Here is a 24,410-nt window from a genome sequence, read left to right as displayed (position 1 = left end):
ACGCATAGCATCAGACGGACCACGAGAAGGAGGAAGGCCATGGGGGAGAAGTTCGACGTCGAGGAGAGATGGCCCGAGCTGTTCGAGGGCCTGGCCGCCAAGGACCGCCAGGGCGTGCTCAACGCGCTGGGCTCGAACTGGCAGGAAGGGTGGGAGCCGAACCGGCTCGACGTGGAGAACCTGACCGACTACGCACGCGGCGCCATCGACGAGGCCGAGTACGACCGTCGCGCGGCCGAGGCCGCCGAGCGGTATCGGAGCCGCTGATGGACGAGGAGGAGCTCGACCGGCGGGTCTGGGACTCCTACATGTGGGAGCCCGGCGGGGACGTGCTGCGCAACCTGTGGGGCGAGCGTGACGGGGACGTGCTGCGCGCCCGCGAATACGCGGCGACCGCGAAGCGGCAGCTTCAGATCGAGCGAGGCGAGGTGACGATCCCGCGCACCTTCGACGGCAAGCACCTCCGCGCGATCCACGGCCACCTGTTCCAAGACGTCTACGAGTGGGCGGGCCGGGACCGACGCATGCACATGGGCAAGATGCTCGGCGGGAACGAGCAGGCCTATGCGCCGCCCGACCTGATCGACAACGTCCTCGACCGCGCGAGCGAGGTCGTGGCATCGACCGACTGGCTGGCCGTCGACGACACGCAGTTCGCCGACGCGATGGCCAAGACGTACACACTGGTCAACTTCGCGCACCCGTTCCGCGAAGGGAACGGCAGGGCCGCAAAGCTCTTCGTGCAGCACGTGGCTGAGCAGTCGCCGTACCGCCTGGACTTTGGCCTCCACGACGTTGAGCCGGAACCAGGGGAACCCAGCTTGCGTGACCTGTGGAACTTCACAAGCGCCATGACGATCCTTCAGGCCGACGAGAACGGCCTGAAATGGCAGTTCATGCGGCCGGTTTTTCGGGGCCTGGCAGTCCCACGCGACGCCGTCGTTGACCAGCCTGAGCAGCAGGAGACCGAGATGAGCACCCTGGACCTGTACCACCGCACCACGCCCGAGGCGGCCGCCGCGATCCTCGCCGAGGGCCGGTTCCTCACCCGGGAGAACACCCCAGAGGCATACACGTCGAACCGTGCGGTCAGCGACACCACCGAGGGCTACGGCGACGCCGTCGTGCACGTTCGCGTCGACGAACAGCACGCCGAGCTCGAGGACGAGTTCCCCGACGGAGAGCAGCACTTCCGCATCCCGCTGGACCGTGCCCAGGTCGTCGGCGCGTTCACCATCGACGCCGACGGGCACCGCGCACCGATCACCGCGGGTGCTACCGGCCTCGACGACGAGCTGCGCGCGGCCCACGCCCGCCGCGCCGTCGGGAACCCTGTCCCTGCCGCAGCCGCCGTGGCGGGGACCCCCCAGCCGGCGGCCGCGCCCAGGCCAGCGGCGGCTGCCCTCGAGCAGACCACCGGCCTGGAAGCCGACCGCTGAACATGCCAGCGACTCCCGTGAGGAGTGACCCCGACATGACCGGCGGTCGCGCGGAAAGCGCCCCGGAGCGGGCCGGAGAGCGCATCGGATACGCCCGCGTCTCAACGAAGGACCAGGACCCGGGCTCACAGGAGGCCGAGCTCCAGGCCGCCGGCTGTGCGCGGGTGTTCGTCGACCACGGCGAGTCCAGTCGCGTGAGCGACCGCCCGCAGTGGCGCGCCTGCCTCGACTACCTGCGCCAAGGCGACACCGTCGTCGTGCGAGACCTTGGCCGGCTAGCCGGGTCCGAGCGGATGGCGATCGACACCATCAGCGAGCTGCACGAGCGGGGCGTCAACATCAGGTCTCTGACCGAGCCTGACATCGACACGACCACCTCGATGGGGCGCGCACTGTTCGGCATCGTGGCCGTGTTCGCCCAGCTGCGCGTCGACACGATCCGGGAGAACACACGCCGAGGCCTGGCGCACGCTCGTGCCCAGGGCAGGGTGGGCGGTCGCCCCACGGTCATGACACCCGAGCGAGTCAATGCCGCCGCGACGATGCGTGCCGGCGGCATGTCCCAGCGTGAGATCGCGACGGCGCTCGGCGTCGGTGCCTCCAGCGTCAGGCGCGCCCTATCCCGGCATGACACCCGAGCCCTCCAGGACGACGATGTCCCCGCCGACCTGGTCCCGTCGCTCAGCCCGCGGGGCGCCCAGGCCCCCGCCGTCTGAGCTCGATGCCCTCCAGGCTCGCTGCGGTCCACACCGGTCCGCCGTTGAGCCAGTCGATCGGCTCCGGCAGCCAGTCCGCGCCACGCAGGCGTGCGTTCCGCAGCGTCCCGGGCGTACATCCCAGCCTGGCCGCCAACCGCTGTACGTCGTACAGGCCGGCCGGGCCCGGCCCGGGGTCGGTGTTCTCGGATGACCTGGACATACGCCCACGATAACAGTGCGCTAGCGCCTCATTTCTGATAAACTGTGCGCTAGCGCACTGATTTTTTCGATACGAGGGGGAGCGATGCCGGACCTGTCACTCGAGCGGACCGTCGAGCTGAACGAACTCGCCTGGGACTACTGGCGCTGGGCGGCTCGCCAGTCCGACGACTGGACCCGCGCCTACCTCGCCTCGCGCGGGCTGCGCGGCACGACGGCCGGTCTCGCGCCCGACGGCTGGCGGCGCCTCGTTCCCACCCTGGGCCGCCGAGGCATCGACGAGGAAGAGCTCGTCGCCGCAGGCCTGGCGAAGAGCGCGACCAACGGCAGGATCGGAGACGCGTTCCGCGACCGCCTGGTCCTGCCCATCCGCGACCAGACCGACCGTCTCCTGGGCTTCACCGCACGCCGCAACCCCACGGCGGACGAGGCCAAGGACGCGCCCCCGAAGTACCTCAACAGCCCCCGCACAGCAGCGTTCGACAAGTCGGCGACCCTCTACGGCCTCGACGCGACAGCAGCGCGCCGCCTCGCAGCAGGCGCCTCACCCGTGCTGGTCGAGGGCGGCCTCGACGTCGAAGCCGCCCACCGTGCCGGCACCGACTACGTCCCGCTCGGCGCCTGCGGCACCGCGGTCACCAGCACCCACCTCCAGGCCGTGCGAGACATCGACCCCGCCGCCCTGCAACGACTCGTGACCGCCTTCGACCCCGACCTCGCCGGCACCCGCGCCTCCGTGCGCGTCTGGAGCCTGCTCACGCCGCTCGAAGCGGGGGAGGCCCGCGCCGCGACCCTGCCCGACGGCGCCGACCCCGCCGACCTCGTCAAGGCCGGACGACGCACAGAGCTGCGAACCGCCCTCGAGGAAGCCGGCCCGCTGACCCACGCCGTCGTCGACCACCGGCTCACCGAGCACCGGCTCACCGACGTCGAGGGACGCCTCACGGCCGTCCGCGCGATCGTCGGCGAGCTCAAGCGCCTCGACCCCTACTACCTGTCGGGCGGTGCCCTGCACCTGGCCGAGCAGATCGGGCCGGCCAACCTCGCCCGCGAGACCATCCTGGCCGAGGTCGTCACCGCCGTCCGCGGCGAGAGCGAACCCGACCCACCCCAGCTCCGCGCGGACCACAACCACCGGTCCGCCGCCGCGATCCGCGCAGTCAGCGGACGCCACCGCACCACCACCGGGACGACCGGCCACACCGAACTGCACGCCGCGCAGGCACGCCGCGCCGTCGGGAACCCGATCCCCGCCGCGGCCGCCGTGGCGAACACCCCACAGCCGCGCACCGCACCCGCGTCTGTCGAGGCCACAGGCCCCGCCGAACTGACTCGATAGCCTGCGGTCATGGGGGCAGGGGGAGCCGATGTATGACGCAATCATTCTGAATCTCGACGAGGCGGCCGACGCCGCCAGCCGTGAACGGAGGGCCGCTGAAGAGCTGCGCGGCCGCCGATGGCACCAGGCGCCAGCGGCCTGGTGGCAGTGGCAGATCGCCCGGCTGCAGCGGGCGAGCGCCTACCTGGCGCTCGAGCCCCAAGGGTGGGACGAGATAGCCGGCCGCGAGATCCGAGACGCGGTGTGGCGCTCCCGCGCCGATCGGCTCGACGTCAGGAACCCGTTCGGGCCCCACGCGCTGGAGGACCTCGACGAGCTCGTCGACGCCGTCGCAGCATGGCGCAGCCGATCGACCCGCGTGACCCCCAGCCTCGTCGAGCAGCTGCAACCTCTCGCCGAGCGACTGAGCCCCGACCAGGTCCGTGAGTACATCCGAGCCGAGGTCGCACGCCGGCAAGCCGTCGCCGCCGACCCTGTGCTCCTCACGAAGCACCTCGACGACGAAGACGGGCGCCGCGTCCTGGCCGTCCAGCACCAGGCCAGCGGCCTGCGCGCCAAGTTCTACTACGGCGCAGACGAGGCCGTTGTCAGCCGTAGGCATCGTGCTCTCCAAGCCGTACGCCATCGACTCGATCGACCCGCGACGTCGCGAGAACCCGTCGCAGCGAGGCGCCGGATGGGAGCAGTACACCGGCCTGGGAATCGGTCGCCGGCTCTACCTCAAGGCGGCCGAGGAACTGCCGCAGGTCCGCTGGGGCGGGAACAGCATCAGCCGCCACGCCCAATGGCTGCGCCGCAGCCTCCACACCAGCGACCCGTGGCGCTGGTGGACCATGAACTGCACCTGCCGAGACCAGTGGGACCAGCTCACCCCCGAGACCGCCGACCAGGTCGAGCACCACCAGACCCTCCCCGGCCAGCCGCCCGACACCACGACGACGCCGTCGAACCCCTGACCTGTGGTTGTGCCGGGCTGTGCCCGGCGTTGCCGGTGTTGATCTACGCGAGGTCGCGCCTGCCGCCTGCCGCTGCTACGCCGAAACCGCCCGAAGAGCGTGGGCGGTGTCGGCTTCGGTCACCCGACCCCGGGGTGCTCGAGCGACGGCGTCGAAGCTCGAGCTGCGCTCATGGCGGGGGAGTGCCCCCGCACCCCCCGGGCCGGCTGCGCCGGCTGACGGCCGGCCGCTGACGCGTCCGGCTGTTCATCTTTGAACCTCGTCCCCTCCGGTCGCTCCATCATCGCCCGCGCGTCCCTGCGCGCAACCCGCTCGACTTCGTCGTCGGGCCGGGGGCGAAACTCGCCGCGCTGCGGTCGCTGCGCTCCCTGAGCTCGCGCGACGAGCCCCGCCCCCGGCCCGAGCGCGGGTTGCACTCCGGGCCGCTATGCGGGCGCTGTCTCCGACGCCCGGAGGGGGCGAGCAACGGTCGGGCAAATCCCGCCACCCACCCCCGGGCAGAAGGAGCACCCGCCCATGAACGCCAGCACCAAGGTCCGCATCGTCGACGACGCCGACTGCCTCGCCGCGATCGCCTCCCGGCTCCGGTACCGCCCCACCGACAGCATGGTCATCGCCTGCGTGCGTCCCGACCGCACGCTCGGCCTGGTCGCCCGCGTCGACCTCGCCGACGTCAACCCCAAGTCGGCCGCGTGGCTCGCCACGAAGGCGCAGGAGGACCACGCGACCCACGTCGTCGTCGTCCTCTACTCCGAGGACACCACCAACGTCCTCGTCTGCCACGACCTCATCACCGAGGCCCTGGAGATCCGTGGCATCCCCGTCGCGTGCGCCTACCAGGTCACCCCGACCCGCTACCGACTGCTCGGACAGCCCGGCGTGCGCTGGGTGCCCATCACCGAGGTGGCCGAGAGCCGGGCCGCGCTGACCTTCCACCTCAACGGCCGTCACGTCGCCGAGAAGCGAGAGGACCTGCTTCCCCGGCCCGCCGCCCCCCACAAGCGCGCCAAGGCCACAGCCGCATTCGAGCGCTACCGTGCCGAGTACCCCCGCACCGCGGAGCCGGACACCCGCCTGGCCGTCTGGAACGCCGCCGTGCACACCGTCCCGGACGACGCCCCCACCCTGGGCCGCCTGGCCGCCATGCTCACCGACAAGGACGTACGAGACGCCCTGTTCGTCGCCATGATCCCCGGCTCGCCCGCCGACCTGCCCGCCAGGATGCTGGCCAACCCGAACAACCCCGCCGACCACGGCGCCGTCGGAGAGGCCATGGCCCGCCTCACCATCCCCTCACGAGCCGTGCGGCCCGACAAGACCACCCAGGCGACCGCGAACCTCCTCGCGCAGATCATCGCCCACGCCCCCGCCGAGCACAGCGCCAACGCGTGGGCCCTGCTCGGGGTGCTCCTGTGGTGGCAGGGCGAGCCCATCGCGGGCGACGCCCTCCAGCACGCCCTGGCCATCGAGCCCGACCACACCCTCGCCAGCACCCTGCTCGACGCCGTCGTGCAGGGCTTCCCTCCGGCCTGGGTCCGGGCCGAGCAGAACAAGTTCCAGGACTGACCCCCAGGGGTGCCCGGGCCGACCGGCCCGGGCACCCGCCCCCGGGGAGGGACAGCCGAGCCCGAGAGCGGCAGCCGAGCGGCCGGCCGCTGCCGCGCCCGACAGCCACATCCAGGCGGGGGACACCCCCGCACCCCCAGCCGGCTCCGCCGGCACGCGGCCGCTACGCGACCACCGACCTAGCCGCGCCGACGCCCACCGCGCCCCAGGGGGCACGGCGGGCGTCGGCGCGGGAGCCGCCCACGGGCGGCGCCACCCCGACCGCCCGAGTCGCGCGGTCGGCCAGGCGGCGCGCCACAGCGCGCGCAGCGGTGAGGGGGTCCGGGGCGGGGACCGCAGCGCACCCACCTACCGCTCCAGGACGTTCAGGGTGGCGACCGGTCGCCGTCGACCTCGGCGCACCAGGCGCCGGCCTGCATGGCTGGCTCCGTCCCGCCAGGTCACCAGCGGTCCCGACCGTTGCCCCCTCTGGACCGCTCCATCATCGCCTGCGCGTCCCGGGGCGCAAGTCCCGCGCCTACGGCGCCGGCATTCCCCCGAGAACTTTCCGGCGCGGGTCGCAAGCTCCCTCGTGCGCCGGAAACTTCTCTCCTCCTGCCGGTCCCGGGACTTGCGCCCCGACCCGCTACCAGGCGCCGACTCCACTGCCCAGAGGGGGCGAACAACGGTCGGAACCGCCGACCACCCCCGACGGCAGGACGGAGCCAGCCATGCAGGCCGACACCACCCTCACCACCTCCGAGCTCGCCACCGACCTCAAGGTCGCCACCCTGAACGTCCTGGAGCTCCTCGCCCCCTGGAGCGGCGCCACCGCGGTCCCCGCCCCGGACCCCCTCACCGCCGAGACCGTCGCCCGGGTCGAGATCGCACCCCACCTGTCCGACCCCGCGACCCTCCACGTCCTGCGCGACCACCACAACAAGCCCTTCTACGTCGTCACCAGCGCCAACGCCCCCGACCGCACCCACTCCCACCCCCAGGACGCGGCCGACGACATCCACGCCCGCACCGGCACCAAGCACATCGGCTGACGCCGAAGGGGCGGGCCGCTACGCGGCCCGCCCCTCCCATACCCACTCGGCCACGCCGCAGGCGTGACAGCCCATCAGGCGGGGGACACCCCCGCACCCCCGGCCGGCTACGCCGGCCCGGACAGCGCGACGACGGCGACGCCGTCGAGCCCCAGCTACTCCGACTCGCCAGGAATCATCAGGTAGGTGAACCAGGCAGTCGCGGCCGCAGCCAGGCCCATGATCACCGCCAGCATGCGACGCCCCCACCGCAGCACCCACGAGCCCCGAGCCGACCGCGCCTCAGGCGGGGAAGCCGGGACCGGTGCCGGCGCAGCCGGCGAGGAGACCGAGGACACCGAGACGACGTTCGAGCTCGGACCCAGGTTCACGATCGCACCCTGATAAGCGATGACCGAAACCGTGTTCATGCTGGGCGAGCTCTCCGGAAGCTGCTCACCGGGAGTATCCCGAGCCTTGGTTGTCGCCGAGTCCGGCAACTTCTCCGGACTGTTACTCGACATCGATAACTCCGACGTCATAGTGAACTCCTCTCTGTTAAGTGATCGGAGCCACGCCGACGCAAGGACTATCGGTCCCCACTAATCGTGCGAAGATGTTCGGGAGGAGTCTGAAAACCTCCGGTATCAACTACGCAGCTCCTGCTGCAGGTGCCGAACGGCGGGCCAGGTGATAGCACACCTGGCCCGCCGAACTACACCCATGTGTTGTCCCGGCGGGGCGACCCCCGGGACGTCAGCGAGTCTACGCCTCAGAGGTCCATTACCCCCACTCACCAGGACTATCGGGGGGTAAGTGCCTGCGAGAACGCGACATTCCCCGATAAGCCGCGAATGCCCGTGAACGGGAATCCTGTGAGGGCTGAGCCGACCTGTGGTTGTGCCGGGCTGTGCCCGGCGTTGCCGGTGTTGATCTACGCGAGGTCGCGCCTGCCGCCTGCCGCTGCTACGCCGAAACCGCCCGAAGAGCGTGGGCGGTGTCGGCTTCGGTCACCCGACCCCGGGGTGCTCGAGCGACGGCGTCGAAGCTCGAGCTGCGCTCATGGCGGGGGAGTGCCCCCGCACCCCCCGGGCCGGCTGCGCCGGCTGACGGCCGGCCGCTGACGCGTCCGGCTGTTCATCTTTGAACCTCGTCCCCTCCGGTCGCTCCATCATCGCCCGCGCGTCCCTGCGCGCAACCCGCTCGACTTCGTCGTCGGGCCGGGGGCGAAACTCGCCGCGCTGCGGTCGCTGCGCTCCCTGAGCTCGCGCGACGAGCCCCGCCCCCGGCCCGAGCGCGGGTTGCACTCCGGGCCGCTATGCGGGCGCTGTCTCCGACGCCCGGAGGGGGCGAGCAACGGTCGGGCAAATCCCGCCACCCACCCCCGGGCAGAAGGAGCCACCATGGCCACGCCCGAGTTCGACAACGTCGACCCGCGAACCCTCACCATCGAGACCAACATCCGCACCGACGCAGACCTCACCCCGACGTTCATCGAGAGCATCCGCGAGCACGGCGTGCTCACCCCGATCCTGGTCCAGCGCACCCAGGACGGCACGCTGCACGTCCGCGCAGGACAGCGCCGCACCCTCGCAGCCATCGAGGCCGGACGCGAGACGGTCCCCGCCCGGATCATCGACGGAGACGGCGACGAGGCCCGCCGCATCATCGAGCAGATGATCGAGAACGACCAGCGCAGCGCCCTGCGCGACAGCGACCGCGTCGCAGGCTTCCAGCAGTTGACCCTGCTCGGCGTCTCCGCCACCAAGATCGCCAAGACCACCGGCCACAAGAAGGCCACCGTCACCGCCGCGCTCAACGTCGCCAAGTCCCAGACCGCCGTCGCCGTCCAGGCCAAGTACGACCTCACCCTCGACCAGGCCGCCGTCCTGGCCGAGTTCGACGGCGACAACGACGCGATCAAGAACCTCACAACCGTCGCCATGAAGGAACCGGGCAAGTTCGAGCACACCGCCCAGCGGCTGCGAGACGAGCGCGAGCGAGCCCGCCGCAAGGACGAGGCCCGCCAGGCCCTCACCGAGGCAGGCGTCACCGAAGTCCAGGCCCCCGCCCACGACGAGCGGACGATCCGCGTCGTGCGCGACCTCACCGACGACCAGGGCCAGCGCCTGACCGAGGAGACGCACCGCAACTGCCCCGGCCACGCCGCCTACCTGGCGAGCAACTACTGGGAGAAGACGTTCACCCCCGTCTACGTCTGCACCGACTACAAGGCCAACAAGCACGCCGTGCTCGGCGGACGAGCCACCGGGACCCCGCTCAGCGACGCCGAGCGTGCCAAGCGAACCGAGGTCATCGAGAACAACAAGGCATGGCGGTCCGCCGAGACCGTCCGCCGCCAGTGGCTCGCCGAGTTCGCCAAGCGCAAGACCGCCCCGAAGGACGCCGCAGTCTTCCTCGCGACCGCCCTGACCACCCGCGACACCAGCGACCTCGACAAGGCAGGCAACACCGGCCACGCCCTCGCCGCCGAGTGGCTGGGAACCACCAGCCAACTCGGCACCGGTAACCGCGTCGCGCTCCGCGACCTCATCACCAAGGCAACCCCCGCCCGCGCACAGCACATCGCCCTCGTGCTCGTCCTCGCAGCCATCGAGGCCCGCACCAGCACCCACACCTGGCGCCACCCCGGCAACGAGGCCCGCTACCTCACCGCGCTGGAGACCTGGGGCTACACCCTCTCCGACGTCGAGCAGATCGCCCGAGGAACCACCACGGCCGACGACGCGACCGACGAGCCCGTCGAGGAGGCAAGCACGGCCGAGGCCCCGCCCACCGAAGACGTGACCGACGAGCCCACCGAGGACCTGAGCGAGGCCGAGGCTCCCGCCGAGGGCTGACCCGAAGGGGCGCGGGACCAGCCAGGTCCCGCGCCCCCGGCCGGGCAGCCGACCGGACGCGCACGCGCGGCTGTGCAGCTGGTAGGCGGGGGAGTGCCCCCGCACCCCCCGGGCCGGCTGCGCCGGCTGACGGCCGGCCGCTGACGCGTCCGGCTGTTCGTCTTTGAACCTCGTCCCCTCCGGCCGCTCCATCATCGCCCGCGCGACCCTCCGCGCAAGTCCCGCGCCTGCGGCGCCGGCATTCCCCCGAGGACTTTCCGGCGCGGGTCGCAAGCTCCCTCGTGCGCCGGAAAGTCCTCTCCTCCTGCCGGTCCCGGGACTTGCACTCCGGGCCGCTTATACGGGCGCTGTCTCCGACGCCCGGAGGGGGCGAGCAACGGTCGGGCACATCCCGCCACCCACCCCCGGGCAGAAGGAGCACCCGCCCATGAACGCCTCCACCACGGAGCCGACCGGCATCGACCTCCACCCCGCCCGTCTCACCACCGAGGCGCGCGCCCGCCTGGAGAAGCGCCTGCGTGCGACGTTCCGGAACTTCGACCGGGACTACGTCACCGACGCCGCCCGAGGCGACCTCGACTACGGCGTCTGGCTCGCCTCCGTCGACGCCCGCCTCCGCTACCGCATCGGCTTCCCCCGCGCCGTGCTCGCAGACCGCGACTGGCGCAGCGACTACGACGCCGGGACCTGCCCCGTCGCCGCCGCCGAGGCAGCGCTCACCGCCGAGTTCGGGCACCTCAAGGTCCCCACCCGCAACTGACCCACCCGGCCGGGCCGCCCGCCAGCGGCGGCCCGGCCCCCGCCCCGAACGACGACCAGAGCCAAGGAGAAGACCATGACCAGCGACGACCTGTTCGGCCCCGTCATCCACGCCTACACCCGCGCCCAGGCCCTCGCCGACGGCGTCCTACGCGACATCACCGCGCAGGCCCAGGCGCACCGCTTCACGATCCCGGCCGCGATCACCGCGACCGCATGGGTCGAGACCGTCCAGTGGAACCCCGTCAACGGCGACCACGACGACGAGGAGTCCCGCCTCTTCACCGTCCTGGACACCCTGCACCGCAAGATCCGCCAGATCGCGGCCCACGAGGCGACGAACCGCCTCACGTTCACCGTGGACGTCATCCCGAACAGCCCCGACGACTTCACCACCCAGCCCGTCGAACTGATCGCCCACGTCGGCCCCGGAGACACCGCCGCGCCCGTCCTGACGATCATGCGACCCATCGACGACTGACCATCCAACCCACCACGGGCCGGGCGCACCACGCGCCCGGCCCGGCCCATACCCGTACCCTCACCCCGGTAGCCGAGGTGGGGGACTTGCCGCCCCCCACACCCCCCGCCTCAGCAGGTGCGCACCACCGCGCAGACCGAAAGGAACGACCATGGCCGCCCACCGCGTCGACGAGCTCCCCGACGAGCACGCCCGCCCGATCCTCGAGCTCCTCGAGCGGACCCGCGCCGCGGCCGCGCCCCCACCCGAGATCCCCGCAGCCGTCGACGCCTGGGCCGCGGCCGAGGCCGGCCAGGCCCGCAACCGCACCGGCTACAAAGCCGCCCGCCGGACGCTGTCCGCCGGCCAGTACGCCGCCCACGCCCTAAGGATCACCGCGGCCCGCGACGCCGACCCCCAACCCTGGACCCGCGAGCTCGCCGACCAGGCGGGCGCCATCAGCTCATGGGACTGGGACACCCGCATGCAAGCCGCCCTCGACCTGCGCCGCACCTTCAAGGACCTGCCCGAACCCGTCGACGCGACCGTCCGCCCCGTGCGCCTGGTGGCCGCCTGGCTCACCCACGCCTCAGGCCCCGCCCTCGTCCCCGTCACCGCCAGGCTCGCCGCGTACGTCCTCGAGCACCCGCCAGGCGACGACGTCCTGGCCGGAGCCTGGTACGCCACCCACGGCCACCGGCTCCTCCAAGCGCTCACCGATCACCCGCACCGCGACGAGCTCGAACCCCACGCCCGCCGCGGCATCATCGCCGCCAACCCCGACACGGACGCGTCAGCCCAGGACGCCCACCCTCGAGGACACTCCGCCGGCTGACACAGCCGACACGACACCGGCGACGTCGCCGGGACGGCACCCCGCCCACCTGTGTCATGACGCAAGCCGCGGTCACGACACGCCTCCCGATGGCATGGCACTCGAACTCGTGTCATCACCCGAGGCTCGTGACACAGGACGCGACGGCACACCCTCGTGACATGACACCGCCGCCGCGCCGCGTCTGCCGGGCAGGCATCGATGTGGATGACACCCGAGCGGAGTGTCACCGAGCCCTGAAGGCACCGACCGGCGTCGAGCGTGTCTCACCGACGACCAGGTCCGCGCCCGAGCGCACGGCACCCCCTACGGGCTCAACAGCGCGAAGCGCTGCACCTCCGGGCTCTGCCTGAGAACGCGACGTCGCCGCCTCACTCAGCTGCGCCAGCACCGCCGTGCGCCTCCGGCGCCGGCGCCGGAGGCGCCGGCTTCTTCCGCCGCGCGCGGCGGACTTTGGCCGGCTCGTCGAACCCGATCGCGCGCAGCTCCTCACGCGTCCACCCCGCGCGCAGCGCGGCCTGGTAGGTCCGCACGTCCGCGCGCTCGGCCTCCCCGACCCGCTGAGCATTCTCCCGCTCGACCGCAGCGAGCCGCTCGGCCGCCGCCGCTCTCTCGTCGACGAGCCCCTACCGCGCCGTGGCCAGCGCCCGGATCGACTCGATCCGCGCGTCCTGAGCCCGGCGCGCTCGCTCGACAGCCTCGTCCACCGTAGGTGTGTTCGCCATGCCGCCATCGTACGGAGCACGAGGGCGGCCAGCACCCGAAGCGACGCGCCATACGCGGTCGTGGGCGCGGCAGAGCCGCGCGGGCACCCCGCTGTCGCGGCGCGCCAACCCGCATCGAGTTCCCAGACGGAGCAAGCTATACACTTACCTCCGGTAAGTGGCTTGTTCGCTCGACCTTCGGCCGAGCTCCTGCCACACTGGTGTGTGGGTCCCCGCGAGGGCGGGGTCGCTGCGCTGGCTGAGGGGAGAGGATCGTGACCGACGCGACGCCTCGTCCCCGCGCGTTGAGCCGGCGTCGCCGTGAGAACGCGTCCGGCGCGCGGACGAAGCGTCACTCGGTGTACGTGACGCCCGAGGAGGCCGGCCGCCTGGCGCGGCTCGCCGAGGCGCGGCACATGACGGTGCCGAGGCTGCTGATCGAGGCAGCGCTCGCCAGCGAGACGGGTCAGACCGAGAGCGAGCGGCGTGAGCTGCTGACGCTGCTGTTCAACCTCCACCGTGCGCTCGGTGCGATCGGCAACAACGTGAACCAGCTGACGAAGGTCGCGAACGCGACCGGCGAGCTGAGCGCGGAGCTGCACGGCACGCTCGACGCGGTGCGTCGTGCGCTGGTGCGCCTGGACGACGCGATGGAGGAGGTGGAGCTCCCATGATGCCGAACGTCACACGCGGTGACCGGATGGCCGGCCTCATGGTCTACCTCGTCGGGCCTGGACGACACAACGAGCACGAGAACCCGCACCTGGTCGCCGGGACCGACGCGCTCATGACGTGGTACGACGACAACGAGCTCGAGCGTGACAACGCGCTCGCCATCGCGCGTCACCTGGACAAGCCCCGGACCGTGTACGGCACCGAGGTCACGACCGGTGTCTACGAGCGTCAGGAAGTCGGCCGTGACACTCACGGCCGGCCCCGCTACAAGAACGTCCGGGTGGGGGAGAAGCAGGCCCACGTGTGGCACTGCTCCCTGTCGCTGCGCGCCGACGAGGGCGAGCTGACCGATCAGCAGTGGGGCGACATCGCGCGCGACTTCATCACGGCCATGGGGTTCGACGACAACGAGGGCACCAAGGCTGCGTGCCGCTGGGCCGCGGTCCGGCACGGCACCTCGACGGCCGGCAACGACCACGTGCACATCGTGGTCAACCTCGTCCGCGAGGACGGCACCAAGGCGAGCACGCACAAGGACTTCTACCGCGCCCAGCAGGCTGCCCGGGCACTGGAGATCACGCACGGGCTCGAGCGCCTCGAGTCGTCCCTCGGCGCCGAGCCGACGGCGACCCGCGGCTACACCCCGGCCGAGCATCGCCGCGCCGAGGTCGTCGCGCAGAGCGCGGCGCGCGCCCGCGTCGAGAAGGCGAACGGCGAAGGCGCCTGGGACCGCCTCGACAGCGCCGAGCGGCAGCGTCGCATGGCCGCCGAGATTCGCCTCAACGTGCCCCGGGTCGTGCTCGCACGCAAGGTCCGCGCCGCGTCGACCGCGGCGGCCGACGAGGCCGAGTTCGTGCGCCGGGTCCGGCGCATGGGCCTGCTGATCCGCCCCCGGTTCGCCGAGGGCCACCAGGACGTCGTCACCGGCTACTCGGTCGCCGAGCGGCCCAAGACCCCGGGCGAGCGGCCCGTCTGGTTCGGCGGGGGCAACCTGGCCCGGGACCTGACCCTGCCGCGCCTGCGCAACGAGTGGCCTGACGACCCCACGACCGCCACAGCCGCAGCCGCCGAGTGGCACGCCGCGTGGCGCGGGCACCGCCCGGTAGCTCCGGGCCGGGAGACCGCCGAGCCGTCGCCTGGTCTGTGGCAGGAGCACGCCGCCCAGCTCGCGACGCTGCGCGAGCAGCTGCGCGCCGCGCCGCTGACCGACACCGAGACCTGGCCGCGTATCGCACGGCAGGCGGCCGGCACCCTGGCGGCGTGGTCGACGCGCGTCGAGCCCGCGCCGGGCGCGCTCGCCGACGCGGCCGACACCCTGGCGAAGTCGGCCCAGACCTACCGCCGGCAGCAGCCAGCCCGGACGCACGTGCGCAACCCGTTCGCGGGCGCCGCCCTGCTCATCAGCGCCGGCGCCGCGGTCGGCAAGGGGCCGGTGGGACAGGCCGCGATGATGCACGAGCTCATCGGCCTGACCGGAGCGCTGGCCGAGTACGCGGCCGCCGCGAGCCAGGCCCGCCAGGCGGCCGCGCTGCGCTTCACCGCCGAGCGGCGCCTGACGCGCCTCCACGAGCGGATGGCCGGCCCGACGTCGACCGCGACCGCCGTCCTCGAGCGGCCGGCCCTGGCCACCGACCCGCGCCCGGTCGACCCCGCGCTGCGCGAGGTGATCGAGCGCATGCAGGCCGGCCGCCGCCGCGCGGCCGCGGCAACCAGCGGCAGCCCGCTACCGACCACGCTGGACCGGGCGCGCCCGGCCAGCACCGTGGAGAACGAGAACGAGACCGGCGCCGAGCTCGGTCGCTGACGACGAGGGGGAGTCATGGCAGAGAACGACGGCCTGGACGACGCGGTCGAGGGCATGATCCGGCTCGCGCTGATCAGCGCGGCCCGGGTCGGGACGGAGCTGATCGCGATCCGCACCGAGCAGCTGCGCCAGGCGCAGCTCCAGGACGACCAGGCCGCCCGCCGCGCCATGGCACGCCACGAGGCCGAGCGGCGCGTCGCCGTGGCCGAGCTCGCGCCGGTGTACCGCCCGGACTGGTGGGAGAAGGCCACCCCGGAACAGATCGGCAAGGTGTACACGACGGCGACGACGTGGGCACCCGAGTCCCCGGAGGCAGCGGCCGCGGTCCAGCGGATGCAGACCGAGGTGCGCGACCGGTACGGCATCGACGTGCCCGAGCTGCTGGCGCGCGCCGAGCAGGAGCGCGCCGCCCGGGTCGAGGCCGCGGTGCAGGCCGCCGCCGCCGAGCGGGCCGCGAACCCCGACCGCGTCCGCGGCGGGTTCACCTACGGGGGCTTCGACGCGCAGACCGACGCTCGCAGCACCATGTCGTACACGAGGGAGGAGGCGCTCAGGGCGATCGCGCACACCCGCACGACGATCACCCTGGACGATGCCGAGAAGAACGCAAGCGAGTGGCGGGGCGACTACCTGCACGAGTGGTTCGGCAAGGACCCCGACGTCGACCGCGCTATCGCCGACCGCCTGCCCCAGCTCATCCCCGCCCGGTACTTCGGGACCGAGGACGCCACGCGCCAGGTCGAGCGCGAGGCGGGGACCGAGCCGGCCGCGGCTGGTGACCGGGATCCGGCGCCCCGGCGAGAGGCGAGCGCGCCCGCCGCCGAGCAGGAACAGGCACGGGCCGAGCGTGAGCGGTACGCCGCCGCGCTGGCCGTCGAGGTCGGCGACGACAGCGCTGCGGCGATCACCAGCTCCGGGGCCTGGCCCGTCCTGGTGGACGACCTGCGCGCGGCCGAGGCCGCCGGGCACGACGTGCCCACCCTTGTCCGCGAGGTCACCACCAACTTCGGGCGCGACCTGGACGACGCCCAGGACAACGCCGCGGTCCTCCACTGGCGCGTCGGGCACGTGCTCGACGGCCGCGAGCCGGAGAACCGCCCGGGCGAGACGCCGTCGTCGGACACCGCGCAGGAGCAGCCAGCGACAGCCAGCGAGATGCCCGCCGCCGAGACCGGCGCGACCGCCGACGACGAGCCGCCGGCCGACGCAACCCTGGATGACCCGAGCACGCAGGAGACTCCCGAGCAGCGCCAGCAGTTCGACGACCTGGTCGCCTCCCTGCGCACCGGCCTCCCCGCAGAGGAGCCCCCGCGTCCCGACCCGACCACGGCCGCAACCGACGGCGCGCCCGGCCCGCCCGTCGAGGAGACAGCACCCGCCAAGAGCGAGATCCCGGTCGAGCGGGAAGCGACGAACACCACCGACACCCCGCCCCCGCCGGCGGACCTGGCGCCCAGCCCCGCACCACGGCCCGCTCCCGCACGACGCGAACAGGCCGATGCCGACGTCATGGCCGGCGCCGCGGCGACCGAGCAGGCGATCGAGCGCGCGGCGAACTGGGACTCCCACGAACGCCGGCAGAGCGAGGCGGCCGGCCTGGAAGCTGCCGGGATCGACCCCGAGGTCGTGGCCGTGCGGATGCGCGCCGACGTCGCGACCGGCGCCCCGGCCGCCGAGGCCACCGCCGAGGCAGGCCCCGCAAGCACGGCACCCAAGGCCAGCATCGACCGAGGCCTGGAAGCTGGCACAGAAGTCATCGCGGAGCGCTGAGCCCCGGGCATGAGGAAGGGCCGCACACTGTGCGGCCCTTCCTCATGCCCGGCTACGCGCCGGGCAGTTTCGGTGCCGTCGCTTCCCCGGCAGTGGCACGCTCGTCGCGGAACAAGCCCTCCGGAGGCGGCTCGTACGGCAGCGGCTCGCCGTCGGTAGCGACGACGTCGGTCTCCCGGCGGAACGGGCCGTGCGGCGAGAGCAGCACCCGCATGTGCGGGTCGGCATGGTCACGCCACCAGACGCTCGGCCCGGTCGCCGGGTCGAGCCGCAGGTGCTCCCACGCCCGCCACATCGCCTCCAGCCTGTTCAGCGCCTCGTCGTACTTCCACCACCGCGGCGACCAGAACGAATAGCGGCCGTCGACCGGGCGCCGGTAGACGTACCGCAGGAACTCGCGCACGAACTCGTCGACGTTCCGGTAGAACAGCTCAGGCGGAGCATCCGTGGCCGGCTCGGCCGCCGCCGCGGCGGCTTCGGCGGCCAGGCGCGTTGCCTCGTCGGCCGCGCCCGCCAGCGCGGTGTCGAGCGCTTCCTTCGCCTCGCGCTCCATCTCCTCAGCGACGCCGAGCTCGCGACGCCGCTCGGAGACCTCCAGCTCCAGCCGGGCCAGGGCCCGCTCGGCCCGCTCGACCGCCTCGTGCGCAGCGCGGACCTGGTGCGCCTTCGCCTTCTCCGCCTCGAGGTCGGCCGCCTTGGCCTCGGCGAGCCGGATCACGCCCTGCGCGTTGACGACCCGCTCGTCGGCCAGCCGCACCCGCGACACGGCCGCGGTCCTCTCGGCCTGCGCAGACCGCAGCGCGCGGCGCGCACGTCGCACCGGGGCCGGCTCCTCGACCGGCTCGCCGCCCGGCTCGCCCGCGGCGGCGAGCGGGCTCTCCTCCGGCTCCGCCTCTTCCTCGCCGTGGTCGTCCCGGTCCGCGCGGTCGGCGCCGTCGGTCACGTCGTCGGCCTCGAGGTCGGTCTCGAACGGGTCGAAGTCGTCATCGGTCACCGGTGTCTCCCTCGATCAGGGAGGCCTCAGCGGACTCCACCAGTTCCAGCTCCAGGGCGGTCTCCTCCAGGGTCGCCTTCGCGCTGGGGTCGTGCGCCGTGATGGACGCCTCGACCGCCGCCGCGTGGGGGCCGGTCATCCACGGCTGCGTGCGCACGATCGTCGCCCGGTTACCGCCGGCCAGGACCAGCGCGCGGCCCTTGGGCAGCTCGGTCAGCTCACTGACGTCGAAGATGCGGCGACGCGTGGTCTGCCGGTTCACGCTACGCCCGCCGCGGCCGTAGGAGACCGACGTCGACAGGTGGTCGTAGTCACCGATGAGCTCGGACAGGTCGCGCAGGAATCCGATGTCCTTGATGTTGCCCGCATAGATCACGACGTTCGCGGCGCCGACGAGCTTCTCGACCCCGCCGGAGCCCCAGAGCTCCAGCGCCTGAGACTTGTTCTGGAAGTAGCCGTCGATGATCATCCCGCGCGAGCCGTAGTGAGAGAACACGTTCGGCAGCTCCTCCCACTTGCAGACGTTGGCCAGCTCGTCGAGCTCGAAGAGCAGCGGCACCTGCAGCCGGCCACCGTTGCGCGTCGCGGCCTCCTCACCGGCCTCGGCGATCGCGATCGTCAGCGCGGTCACGATCGCGCCGGCGTTCGCCGGCCCCTCCTTGGACATCAGGTACAGGGTGTCCGTGCTGGAGACGAACGCCGCCGGGTCGAACTGGGGGCGGTTGCCTCGCGGCTCGACCCACTCACGCAGCCTGCTGTTCGTCAGCGCACTGAGGATCTGCTGTGCGCCGCCGAACACACCGGCGCGCTGCTTGTCCGGGGCCGAGAGGACCCCGGTGACCTCCGCCTCGACCAGCGAGTAGTCCGGGTGCCGGCGCAGGATGCGTGCCGGCTCGTCGTCGGACATCCGAGTCGCCCAGACGAAGGCCTGCGTGATGGGCCGATCGTCGAGAGCCGCCGCCAGCAGCAGGCCGCGCACCAGGGACCGCGCCGCAGGCGTGAAGTACGCGTCCTCCTTGGAATCAGGCCTCCTGGAGAACGTGTAGAAGAGGTCAGCGAGCTGCTTGGCCCGGACCTCGTCGGTGACGAAGCTCAGCGGGTTCCACCACCAGGACGCCTCCTCCAGAGCCAGGCCCTGCGGGTCGAAGACCCACACCTTGCCCCGCTCGGAGCGCGGGTCCCTGGTCGCGTCGACCACGTCGCGCTTGTTCGACGTCGAGACCACCGCGCCGGGCGCGGCCAGGATCGACGGGATCACGAACGCCGTCGACTTCCCGAACCGCGGCCCGGCGAACACCAGGCGCAGGTCCTCCCACGAGGTGAACAGCTCGACCCCGCCGCGCACCGTCACACCGATGGGCAGTCCAGGCGCAGGGCCGTCCACCCGGAGCCGCTGGGCCACAGCCGTCGCCGACCGCCGCGTCAGCCCCTCAATCTCCCGGCCCGCACCCAGGTACGCGGCCGCGCGGTCCGCCCGGGTCGAGCGCGCCGTTGCGCGCCCCCACCAGATCGAGGCCAGCACGCCGAGCGTCACGACCACGGCCGCGAGCCCGGCCATGATCCACGTCGCCGGGGCCGGCCACGTCACACGCCCGTTGATCAGCCCGAAGATGACGTCGTACGGGTCAGCCGGCACACCATCCACGGTGCCGGCGATCGTGTGGCCCAGCCGGACCGCAGCGTAGACGGTCAGCCCGACGACGAGCGTGCCCACGACCAGGATCGTGAGCAGGATCGTCTCAGGGGGCAGCACGCCCGGATCGCGGCGCCGGTTGTTGGGAAGGCTCACAGCTCCTCCTGCCCGACAGCCGCCGGCGCCGTGATGCGAGAGACCTCGTGCCAGAGCTTGTTCGTGTCGCTGGTCTTGCGCTCCGCCTCGGTCAGGTGGACACGCACCGGGATACCCGGGCGCCCACCCACCTTGATCAGGAACCGGCCCCGGCCCGGCGGCTCAGCCTCCTGACCCGTGCGCGGGTCGAAGGTCGCCGGCGAGCTCCACCCCTGGAGAAGAGCCTGCTCACGCTCCGACATCGGCACGGCCGCCGTGAGCCGCGGCATCTCCGCGGCCGGTAGGCCGGCGCAGATCACCATGCCGGCACGCTCGACGAAGCCGGCCGCCTTGTGCCGGTCCTCCTCCGAGGGCAGAGCGACCAGGTCGGTCATGGTGTGGGACACCATGACCGTGCCGACGCCCTGCTGGCGGTCCAGGCGGGTGAGCGCGTCGACGCGGTCGACGATGCCGGGCCCAGCGCGCAGGGCCCGCCACAGCTCGTCCAGGACGACCAGGTAGTGCCGCCGCGGCTCGAGCCCCGCGTCGGCCAGCGCGTGCGCGACCGTCACCGTCCCGAAGCCGGCCGCCCAGCACGCCATGAGCGCAGCGGCCTGGAGGTCCTTGTTGGAGTGGTCGATGCCGGAGACGTCGTAGACGACCGGCCGGTCCCGCCGCATCGGCATCGTCGTCTGCCGGGAGAACGTGTCACCCAGCCGCCCACCGGTGACCAGGCCCACGAGGGAGGCCTCCAGATGCTCGGTGATCTCCAGGTAGCGGCTCATGTCACCGCGGTCGAGCGCGACCGCGCGCACGTCGTCGGGCGCCTCACGGATGACCTGGAGGAGGTCGGCCAGCACCGGGACGCCGTCGTGCCGCTCGTCCAAGACGCTCAGCGCCCGCTCGATGATCGTCTCCTCACGGTCCGTCGGGGGAGACTTGCGCAGGATCGTGATGAGCGCGGCCACCATCGTCAGGCGCCGGCTGCGCGCGTCCGCCAGCAGCTCGCCAGCGAGCTTGTCGTGCCCGGCGGCCCGCAGCTGCGCGGCCGCCTCGACCGCCTCGCCCGGGTCGAGCACGTTCAGGCTGCCCCGGCCACGGCCCAGCGGGATGACCTGCCCGCCCATCGCCTGGACCAGGTCGACGTAGTCGGGCTTGAGGTCGCCCAGCACGATCGGGTTCGTGCCGAACCCCGCCAGGCCCGCTACCATCCGGCGCACGAGAGTGCTCTTGCCGCGCGCAGGCAGCCCGAGCACGAACACGCTCGGCGTAGAGATGAGCTTGGCCTCCTGGAACCAGCTGATCGGGTCGCAGCACACCGTCGCCCCGGAATACTCGTGCCGCCCGAGCGGCACACCAACCATCGGCGCGCCGGTCCCGACCGACCACGGGTACAGGCCACAGACCTGAGCCGTGGTGCCCCGGTAGAAGTCCGGCGCCTGGATGTAGCTCGCGTACCCCGTCCCGTACCCGCCCCACCCGCGCGAACCCGGCTGGAGCACCGGCCGCGCCGTGGCGTTCTTCGCTCGGCTCACAGCTCCTCCTTCATCCACTTCGGGACCGCGACGTGCTTGCGCAAGTTCAGGCCCAGCGGCAGAGCCGCCGCGAACGCCGAGTCCTGCGACCCGTGGAGCAGCCTCAGACGCAGCCTCGCCGTGTTGGCCAGGTAATCGATGGCGGCCGCCGCGTCGCGGCGCCTGTCCGGGTCGGTGACCGTCGCGGTGACCAGCACCGCGAAGTTGACCAGCCCGGCACCAGCCGCCTCCTCGGCCGCCGTCGCCTGCGCCGCGCGCAGCGAGTAGTCATCACGCGCGGCCACAGTCCTCGACGAGGTCGCCTGGTAACGGGCGTCGCGCTGGTCGTCCTCGACGATCTTCGCGGCACGGCCCGCGTCGATCGGCTCGAACAGCAGCGTCACCCTCTTGCGGGCGATATCACGGTGCGGGGCGAGCAGCCGAGCGAGCACCGCCGAGTGGACGTAGCCGCGCGGCGCCTCCGTCATCGCCCACGTCTTGGACCAGGCGCCGTCGTGCCGGTACTCGGTCCAGCTCGCCTCAGCCGCCGTCGGACCGACGTCGCTCCACCGCTGCACCGCGACCGTGCCCGCCGCACGCGCCTCATCGATCAGCGTCGCCGCCGGCGGGTCGAAAGCGATCCTCACGACCTCGCACACCTCCTGCGCCGACAGCGGCCAGGCCGCACCCGCGCCCGTGGCCTGGAGGTCGCTGGTCAGACCCGGCAGGCGGGCGGCCAGGTCCCGGGCCGTCTCGTCCGGGGTGCGCCGCTTGCCGCTCGAACCCCGGGCCGAGAACGTCAGGGAGACGAACGCGCGGACCGTGTTCGAGCCGGACGGATAGGCGTCCACGACCTCACGCAGCAGCTCCCGGGAGAACGCCGGCGCCGACGGGTCGATACGCGACTCGACCTGACGACGCAGCCGGTGCCCGGTGTCCGGGGCCGTCTCCACAGTCACGGCCGCGCTCTCGAGACCCGGCTCGTCGGACAGGTTGCGCAGGAAGTGACCCCAGTCCGCGACCCACAGGTCGATCTGGTCCTCGTCGACGAGCATCATCCCGGGCGGCTCGGTGCCGAGCACCACCGTGTACGTCTCCACCTTCGGGGTGTAGAGCAGCGCGAACGGCCGAGACAGGCCGTCGAGGTGCTCGGTCAGCGTCGTCGCCGCCAGGATGCCCGGCAGATGGAACGTGCCCCACGGGACCCGGCCCAGAGGACCGGACCGATACAGGTGCGCGCCCGCCCCCCTCGCAGACCACCACGCCAGCCGCCCACCCACCCGCTGCAGCACGTTGCGCCGGTGGACGTCGCGCGTACGCAGCACGACGACGAGCGCCGCCACGCCCAGCCCGAACACGGTGGCCGTGAGCAGGTCGGTCAGGAAGACCAGCACCACGATCATCAGCAGACCCGCGACCAGACCCATGGTCGAGGCCGTGCCCAGGCCGAGCAGCCCCGGTGAGACCGGGCGCCTCCAGTTCCCGTACGTGCGTACCTGTCGCGTCGTCTCAGCGGCTGCCACTTGGACCCTCCTCCTTCGTCGTCGTCGATTCCTGCGCCATGCTCTGCGCGGCCTGCACGGCGGCCTGCCCCGCGCGCATGCCCAGATCCACAGCCGCACCCGCAGCCATGCCGACCGGCCCCGCCGCAGCGCCGGCCGCCGTCGCGCCGCCAGCAGCGGCACCACCCGCGGCCGCGCCGCTTGCCGCACCAGAAGCACCGCCAGCAGCACCGGCGGCCGCACCGGATGCCCCCTGAGTCCCGGCCGCACCCGCCGCCGAGGAACCGCTCGAGCCCGCAGGCGGAGTACCGCCCGGGCTGCCAGCCGAGCCCTGCGGGCCCGGCGAGCCGTTCGCACCTGAGGATCCGGAGCTCGACGCCGAACCCGACGGCATGGATGCCGATGCCGAGCCCGACGGCGCCGCGCCCGACGAGCCACCCATGAGACGGCCCGCCTGGACCGCGCCCATCGGCAGCGCCGACATCGCCCCCGCCGCGACCGCGGCACCGCCAGCCCCGCCGGCGACCACGCCCACCAGCGGGGTGACGAACTGCATCAACGCCGGCAGCGCGAACAACGCCAGCACCATGAGCATCAGCCCCGTCAGCACCGCGATGATCGCGTCCGGCGACGCGAAAAAGTCGGTCCCGACAAGCTGGAAGGCCGCCGCATACACGATCGCGGCCGCCGGCTTGTAGAGCACGAAAGCGATGAGCCACCCGACGCACCGCTTGAACCACGCCTTGCCCGTCTCGGTGTTCGTGGCCGCCGCCGACAGCGGCAGGATGCCGGCCAGGATGACGAGCATCGCCGACCGCGCGACCATCATCAGCACCTGCATAGCCGCGGCGAGGATCGCGACGATGCCCAGAATGATGACCAGAATCGCGGTCAGCCCGGAGCCCGGGCTCCTCTGCGCGAGCGGGACCAGGAGGAGCACACTCTGCCCGAAGCAGTTCGCATCCTGGACCACGTCGCACTTGAGCGCTCCGCGCAGGATCCACACCGAGAAGCTGTCAGCCACCGCGATGAGCATCTGCGTCGCGGTCACGCCGAAGGCCGCCACGACAATCAGCGTCGTCAGACCCTGGAGGATGTTGCGGCCCTCCTCAGCCCGGTGATGCCAGGCCAGGCGGACACCACCGACGATGACCGCCAAGAGCGCTACCGCGCCGGTGTACCACCACAGCGAGGACTGGAGGAACAGCGTCGCGCCAGCCGCATTCCGCGGCGCCGCCGGCATGACGCCAGCGACGATCGCCGACGCTCCGCCGATCACCACGACACCGACCAGGACCAGCCCGAGCCGGCCGACGTTCAGCGCGCCCTCACCGCGACGCATGCTCGCCCCCATCACGCCCAGGAGCCAGATCAGCGCCCCAGCCGCGACGATCAGGCCGATCCCCATTACGTACCCGAGCAGCTGCGTGAGCTCCGCCGAGCCCTATCCGCCAGACTTCCGTGAGACCCCGGTCCTGGTGAGTTCGTAGGCTGGGGGCAGCAACGGAGATCGGATTTATGAGCAAGGACAGCAAGG

At 72.5% G+C, this 24,410-nt stretch carries 22 protein-coding genes; 15 read left to right on the top strand and 7 right to left on the bottom strand.

The annotated features are described in order from the left end of the window. Positions 1 to 39: 39 nt before the first annotated feature. Genes D1350_RS22370 through D1350_RS22360 form a run of 3 tightly spaced genes read left to right on the top strand, consistent with a single transcriptional unit; the run spans position 40 to position 2,155 of the window. A complete protein-coding gene (locus D1350_RS22370) occupies positions 40 to 267 on the top strand; it encodes an antitoxin VbhA family protein (RefSeq protein ID WP_125778272.1) in 228 nt (75 codons plus the stop codon). Next, on the top strand, positions 267 to 1,439 hold the full coding sequence (locus D1350_RS22365) for a Fic/DOC family protein (RefSeq protein ID WP_125778271.1): 1,173 nt from the start codon (positions 267 to 269) through the stop codon (positions 1,437 to 1,439). The genes D1350_RS22370 and D1350_RS22365 overlap by 1 nt, the downstream gene beginning before the upstream one ends. A 35-nt stretch (positions 1,440 to 1,474) precedes the next feature. Continuing rightward, positions 1,475 to 2,155: a recombinase family protein gene (locus D1350_RS22360; protein ID WP_125778270.1), complete on the top strand. Its 681-nt coding sequence runs from the start codon at positions 1,475 to 1,477 to the stop codon at positions 2,153 to 2,155. Here the strand turns inward: D1350_RS22360 and D1350_RS22355 are convergent. Then, positions 2,121 to 2,357 (bottom strand): hypothetical protein, encoded by a 237-nt coding sequence (locus D1350_RS22355; protein ID WP_125778269.1) that lies wholly within the window; start codon positions 2,355 to 2,357, stop codon positions 2,121 to 2,123. The two genes, D1350_RS22360 and D1350_RS22355, sit on opposite strands and share 35 nt — an antisense overlap. A gap of 84 nt (positions 2,358 to 2,441) precedes the next feature. Here D1350_RS22355 and D1350_RS22350 point away from each other — a divergent pair, with 84 nt between their 5' ends. Beyond that, on the top strand, positions 2,442 to 3,695 hold the full coding sequence (locus D1350_RS22350; protein ID WP_125778268.1) for a toprim domain-containing protein: 1,254 nt from the start codon (positions 2,442 to 2,444) through the stop codon (positions 3,693 to 3,695). A 7-nt stretch (positions 3,696 to 3,702) separates the two neighbouring features. Here D1350_RS22350 and D1350_RS22345 read toward each other — a convergent pair whose 3' ends face one another. Continuing rightward, positions 3,703 to 4,296 carry a hypothetical protein gene (locus D1350_RS22345; protein ID WP_125778267.1) on the bottom strand — a complete coding sequence of 198 codons (594 nt, stop codon included), beginning with the start codon at positions 4,294 to 4,296 and terminating at the stop codon, positions 3,703 to 3,705. A 1-nt stretch (position 4,297) separates the two neighbouring features. Here D1350_RS22345 and D1350_RS22340 point away from each other — a divergent pair, with 1 nt between their 5' ends. The 11 genes from D1350_RS22340 to D1350_RS22290 all read left to right on the top strand — a co-directional run bounded on the left by D1350_RS22340 (position 4,298) and on the right by D1350_RS22290 (position 17,095). After that, positions 4,298 to 4,651: a hypothetical protein gene (locus D1350_RS22340; RefSeq protein ID WP_125778266.1), complete on the top strand. Its 354-nt coding sequence runs from the start codon at positions 4,298 to 4,300 to the stop codon at positions 4,649 to 4,651. Between the two features lie 516 nt (positions 4,652 to 5,167). Continuing rightward, positions 5,168 to 6,217 (top strand): DUF4192 domain-containing protein, encoded by a 1,050-nt coding sequence (locus tag D1350_RS22335; protein ID WP_125778265.1) that lies wholly within the window; start codon positions 5,168 to 5,170, stop codon positions 6,215 to 6,217. Positions 6,218 to 6,927: 710 nt separating this feature from the next. Further along, the gene (locus tag D1350_RS22330) at positions 6,928 to 7,248 is read left to right on the top strand and encodes a hypothetical protein (RefSeq protein ID WP_125778264.1); all 321 of its coding nucleotides are present in this window, start codon (positions 6,928 to 6,930) and stop codon (positions 7,246 to 7,248) included. A 186-nt stretch (positions 7,249 to 7,434) separates the two neighbouring features. Next, complete coding sequence (locus D1350_RS22325; RefSeq protein WP_125778263.1) at positions 7,435 to 7,632, top strand: hypothetical protein; 198 nt, start codon at positions 7,435 to 7,437, stop codon at positions 7,630 to 7,632. A gap of 998 nt (positions 7,633 to 8,630) precedes the next feature. Next, complete coding sequence (locus D1350_RS22320; RefSeq protein ID WP_125778262.1) at positions 8,631 to 10,088, top strand: ParB/RepB/Spo0J family partition protein; 1,458 nt, start codon at positions 8,631 to 8,633, stop codon at positions 10,086 to 10,088. A 427-nt stretch (positions 10,089 to 10,515) separates the two neighbouring features. Further along, a complete protein-coding gene (locus tag D1350_RS22315) occupies positions 10,516 to 10,848 on the top strand; it encodes a hypothetical protein (protein WP_125778261.1) in 333 nt (110 codons plus the stop codon). 75 nt (positions 10,849 to 10,923) lie between these two features. Next, positions 10,924 to 11,328: a DUF6573 family protein gene (locus D1350_RS22310; RefSeq protein ID WP_125778260.1), complete on the top strand. Its 405-nt coding sequence runs from the start codon at positions 10,924 to 10,926 to the stop codon at positions 11,326 to 11,328. A gap of 151 nt (positions 11,329 to 11,479) precedes the next feature. Continuing rightward, the gene (locus tag D1350_RS24805) at positions 11,480 to 12,142 is read left to right on the top strand and encodes a hypothetical protein (RefSeq protein ID WP_125778259.1); all 663 of its coding nucleotides are present in this window, start codon (positions 11,480 to 11,482) and stop codon (positions 12,140 to 12,142) included. A 979-nt stretch (positions 12,143 to 13,121) separates the two neighbouring features. Then, positions 13,122 to 13,520, top strand: a complete 399-nt coding sequence (locus tag D1350_RS22300; RefSeq protein ID WP_125778258.1) for a plasmid mobilization protein — start codon at positions 13,122 to 13,124, stop codon at positions 13,518 to 13,520. Then, positions 13,517 to 15,325: a relaxase/mobilization nuclease domain-containing protein gene (locus D1350_RS22295; RefSeq protein WP_125778257.1), complete on the top strand. Its 1,809-nt coding sequence runs from the start codon at positions 13,517 to 13,519 to the stop codon at positions 15,323 to 15,325. Before D1350_RS22300 ends, D1350_RS22295 begins: the two co-directional genes overlap by 4 nt. Before the next feature lie 15 nt (positions 15,326 to 15,340). Continuing rightward, on the top strand, positions 15,341 to 17,095 hold the full coding sequence (locus D1350_RS22290; RefSeq protein WP_125778256.1) for a hypothetical protein: 1,755 nt from the start codon (positions 15,341 to 15,343) through the stop codon (positions 17,093 to 17,095). Between the two features lie 52 nt (positions 17,096 to 17,147). Here the strand turns inward: D1350_RS22290 and D1350_RS24660 are convergent, their stop codons facing one another. Genes D1350_RS24660 through D1350_RS22265 form a run of 5 tightly spaced genes read right to left on the bottom strand, consistent with a single transcriptional unit; the run spans position 17,148 to position 24,281 of the window. Beyond that, complete coding sequence (locus D1350_RS24660) at positions 17,148 to 18,089, bottom strand: DUF4913 domain-containing protein (RefSeq protein WP_240644289.1); 942 nt, start codon at positions 18,087 to 18,089, stop codon at positions 17,148 to 17,150. After that, positions 18,079 to 19,878 (bottom strand): type IV secretory system conjugative DNA transfer family protein, encoded by a 1,800-nt coding sequence (locus D1350_RS22280; protein ID WP_125778255.1) that lies wholly within the window; start codon positions 19,876 to 19,878, stop codon positions 18,079 to 18,081. The genes D1350_RS24660 and D1350_RS22280 overlap by 11 nt, the downstream gene beginning before the upstream one ends. Beyond that, a complete protein-coding gene (locus tag D1350_RS22275) occupies positions 19,875 to 21,392 on the bottom strand; it encodes an ATP/GTP-binding protein (protein ID WP_125778254.1) in 1,518 nt (505 codons plus the stop codon). Before D1350_RS22275 ends, D1350_RS22280 begins: the two co-directional genes overlap by 4 nt. Further along, complete coding sequence (locus D1350_RS22270) at positions 21,389 to 22,894, bottom strand: SCO6880 family protein (RefSeq protein WP_206074647.1); 1,506 nt, start codon at positions 22,892 to 22,894, stop codon at positions 21,389 to 21,391. The genes D1350_RS22275 and D1350_RS22270 overlap by 4 nt, the downstream gene beginning before the upstream one ends. Continuing rightward, positions 22,881 to 24,281: a TrbL/VirB6 family protein gene (locus tag D1350_RS22265; RefSeq protein ID WP_125778253.1), complete on the bottom strand. Its 1,401-nt coding sequence runs from the start codon at positions 24,279 to 24,281 to the stop codon at positions 22,881 to 22,883. The genes D1350_RS22270 and D1350_RS22265 overlap by 14 nt, the downstream gene beginning before the upstream one ends. Positions 24,282 to 24,410 lie beyond the last annotated feature (129 nt).

This window comes from Antribacter gilvus (genome assembly GCF_003946865.1).
Lineage (GTDB): Bacteria > Actinomycetota > Actinomycetes > Actinomycetales > Cellulomonadaceae > Antribacter > Antribacter gilvus.
This window is presented reverse-complemented; position numbering and strand designations above follow the sequence as displayed.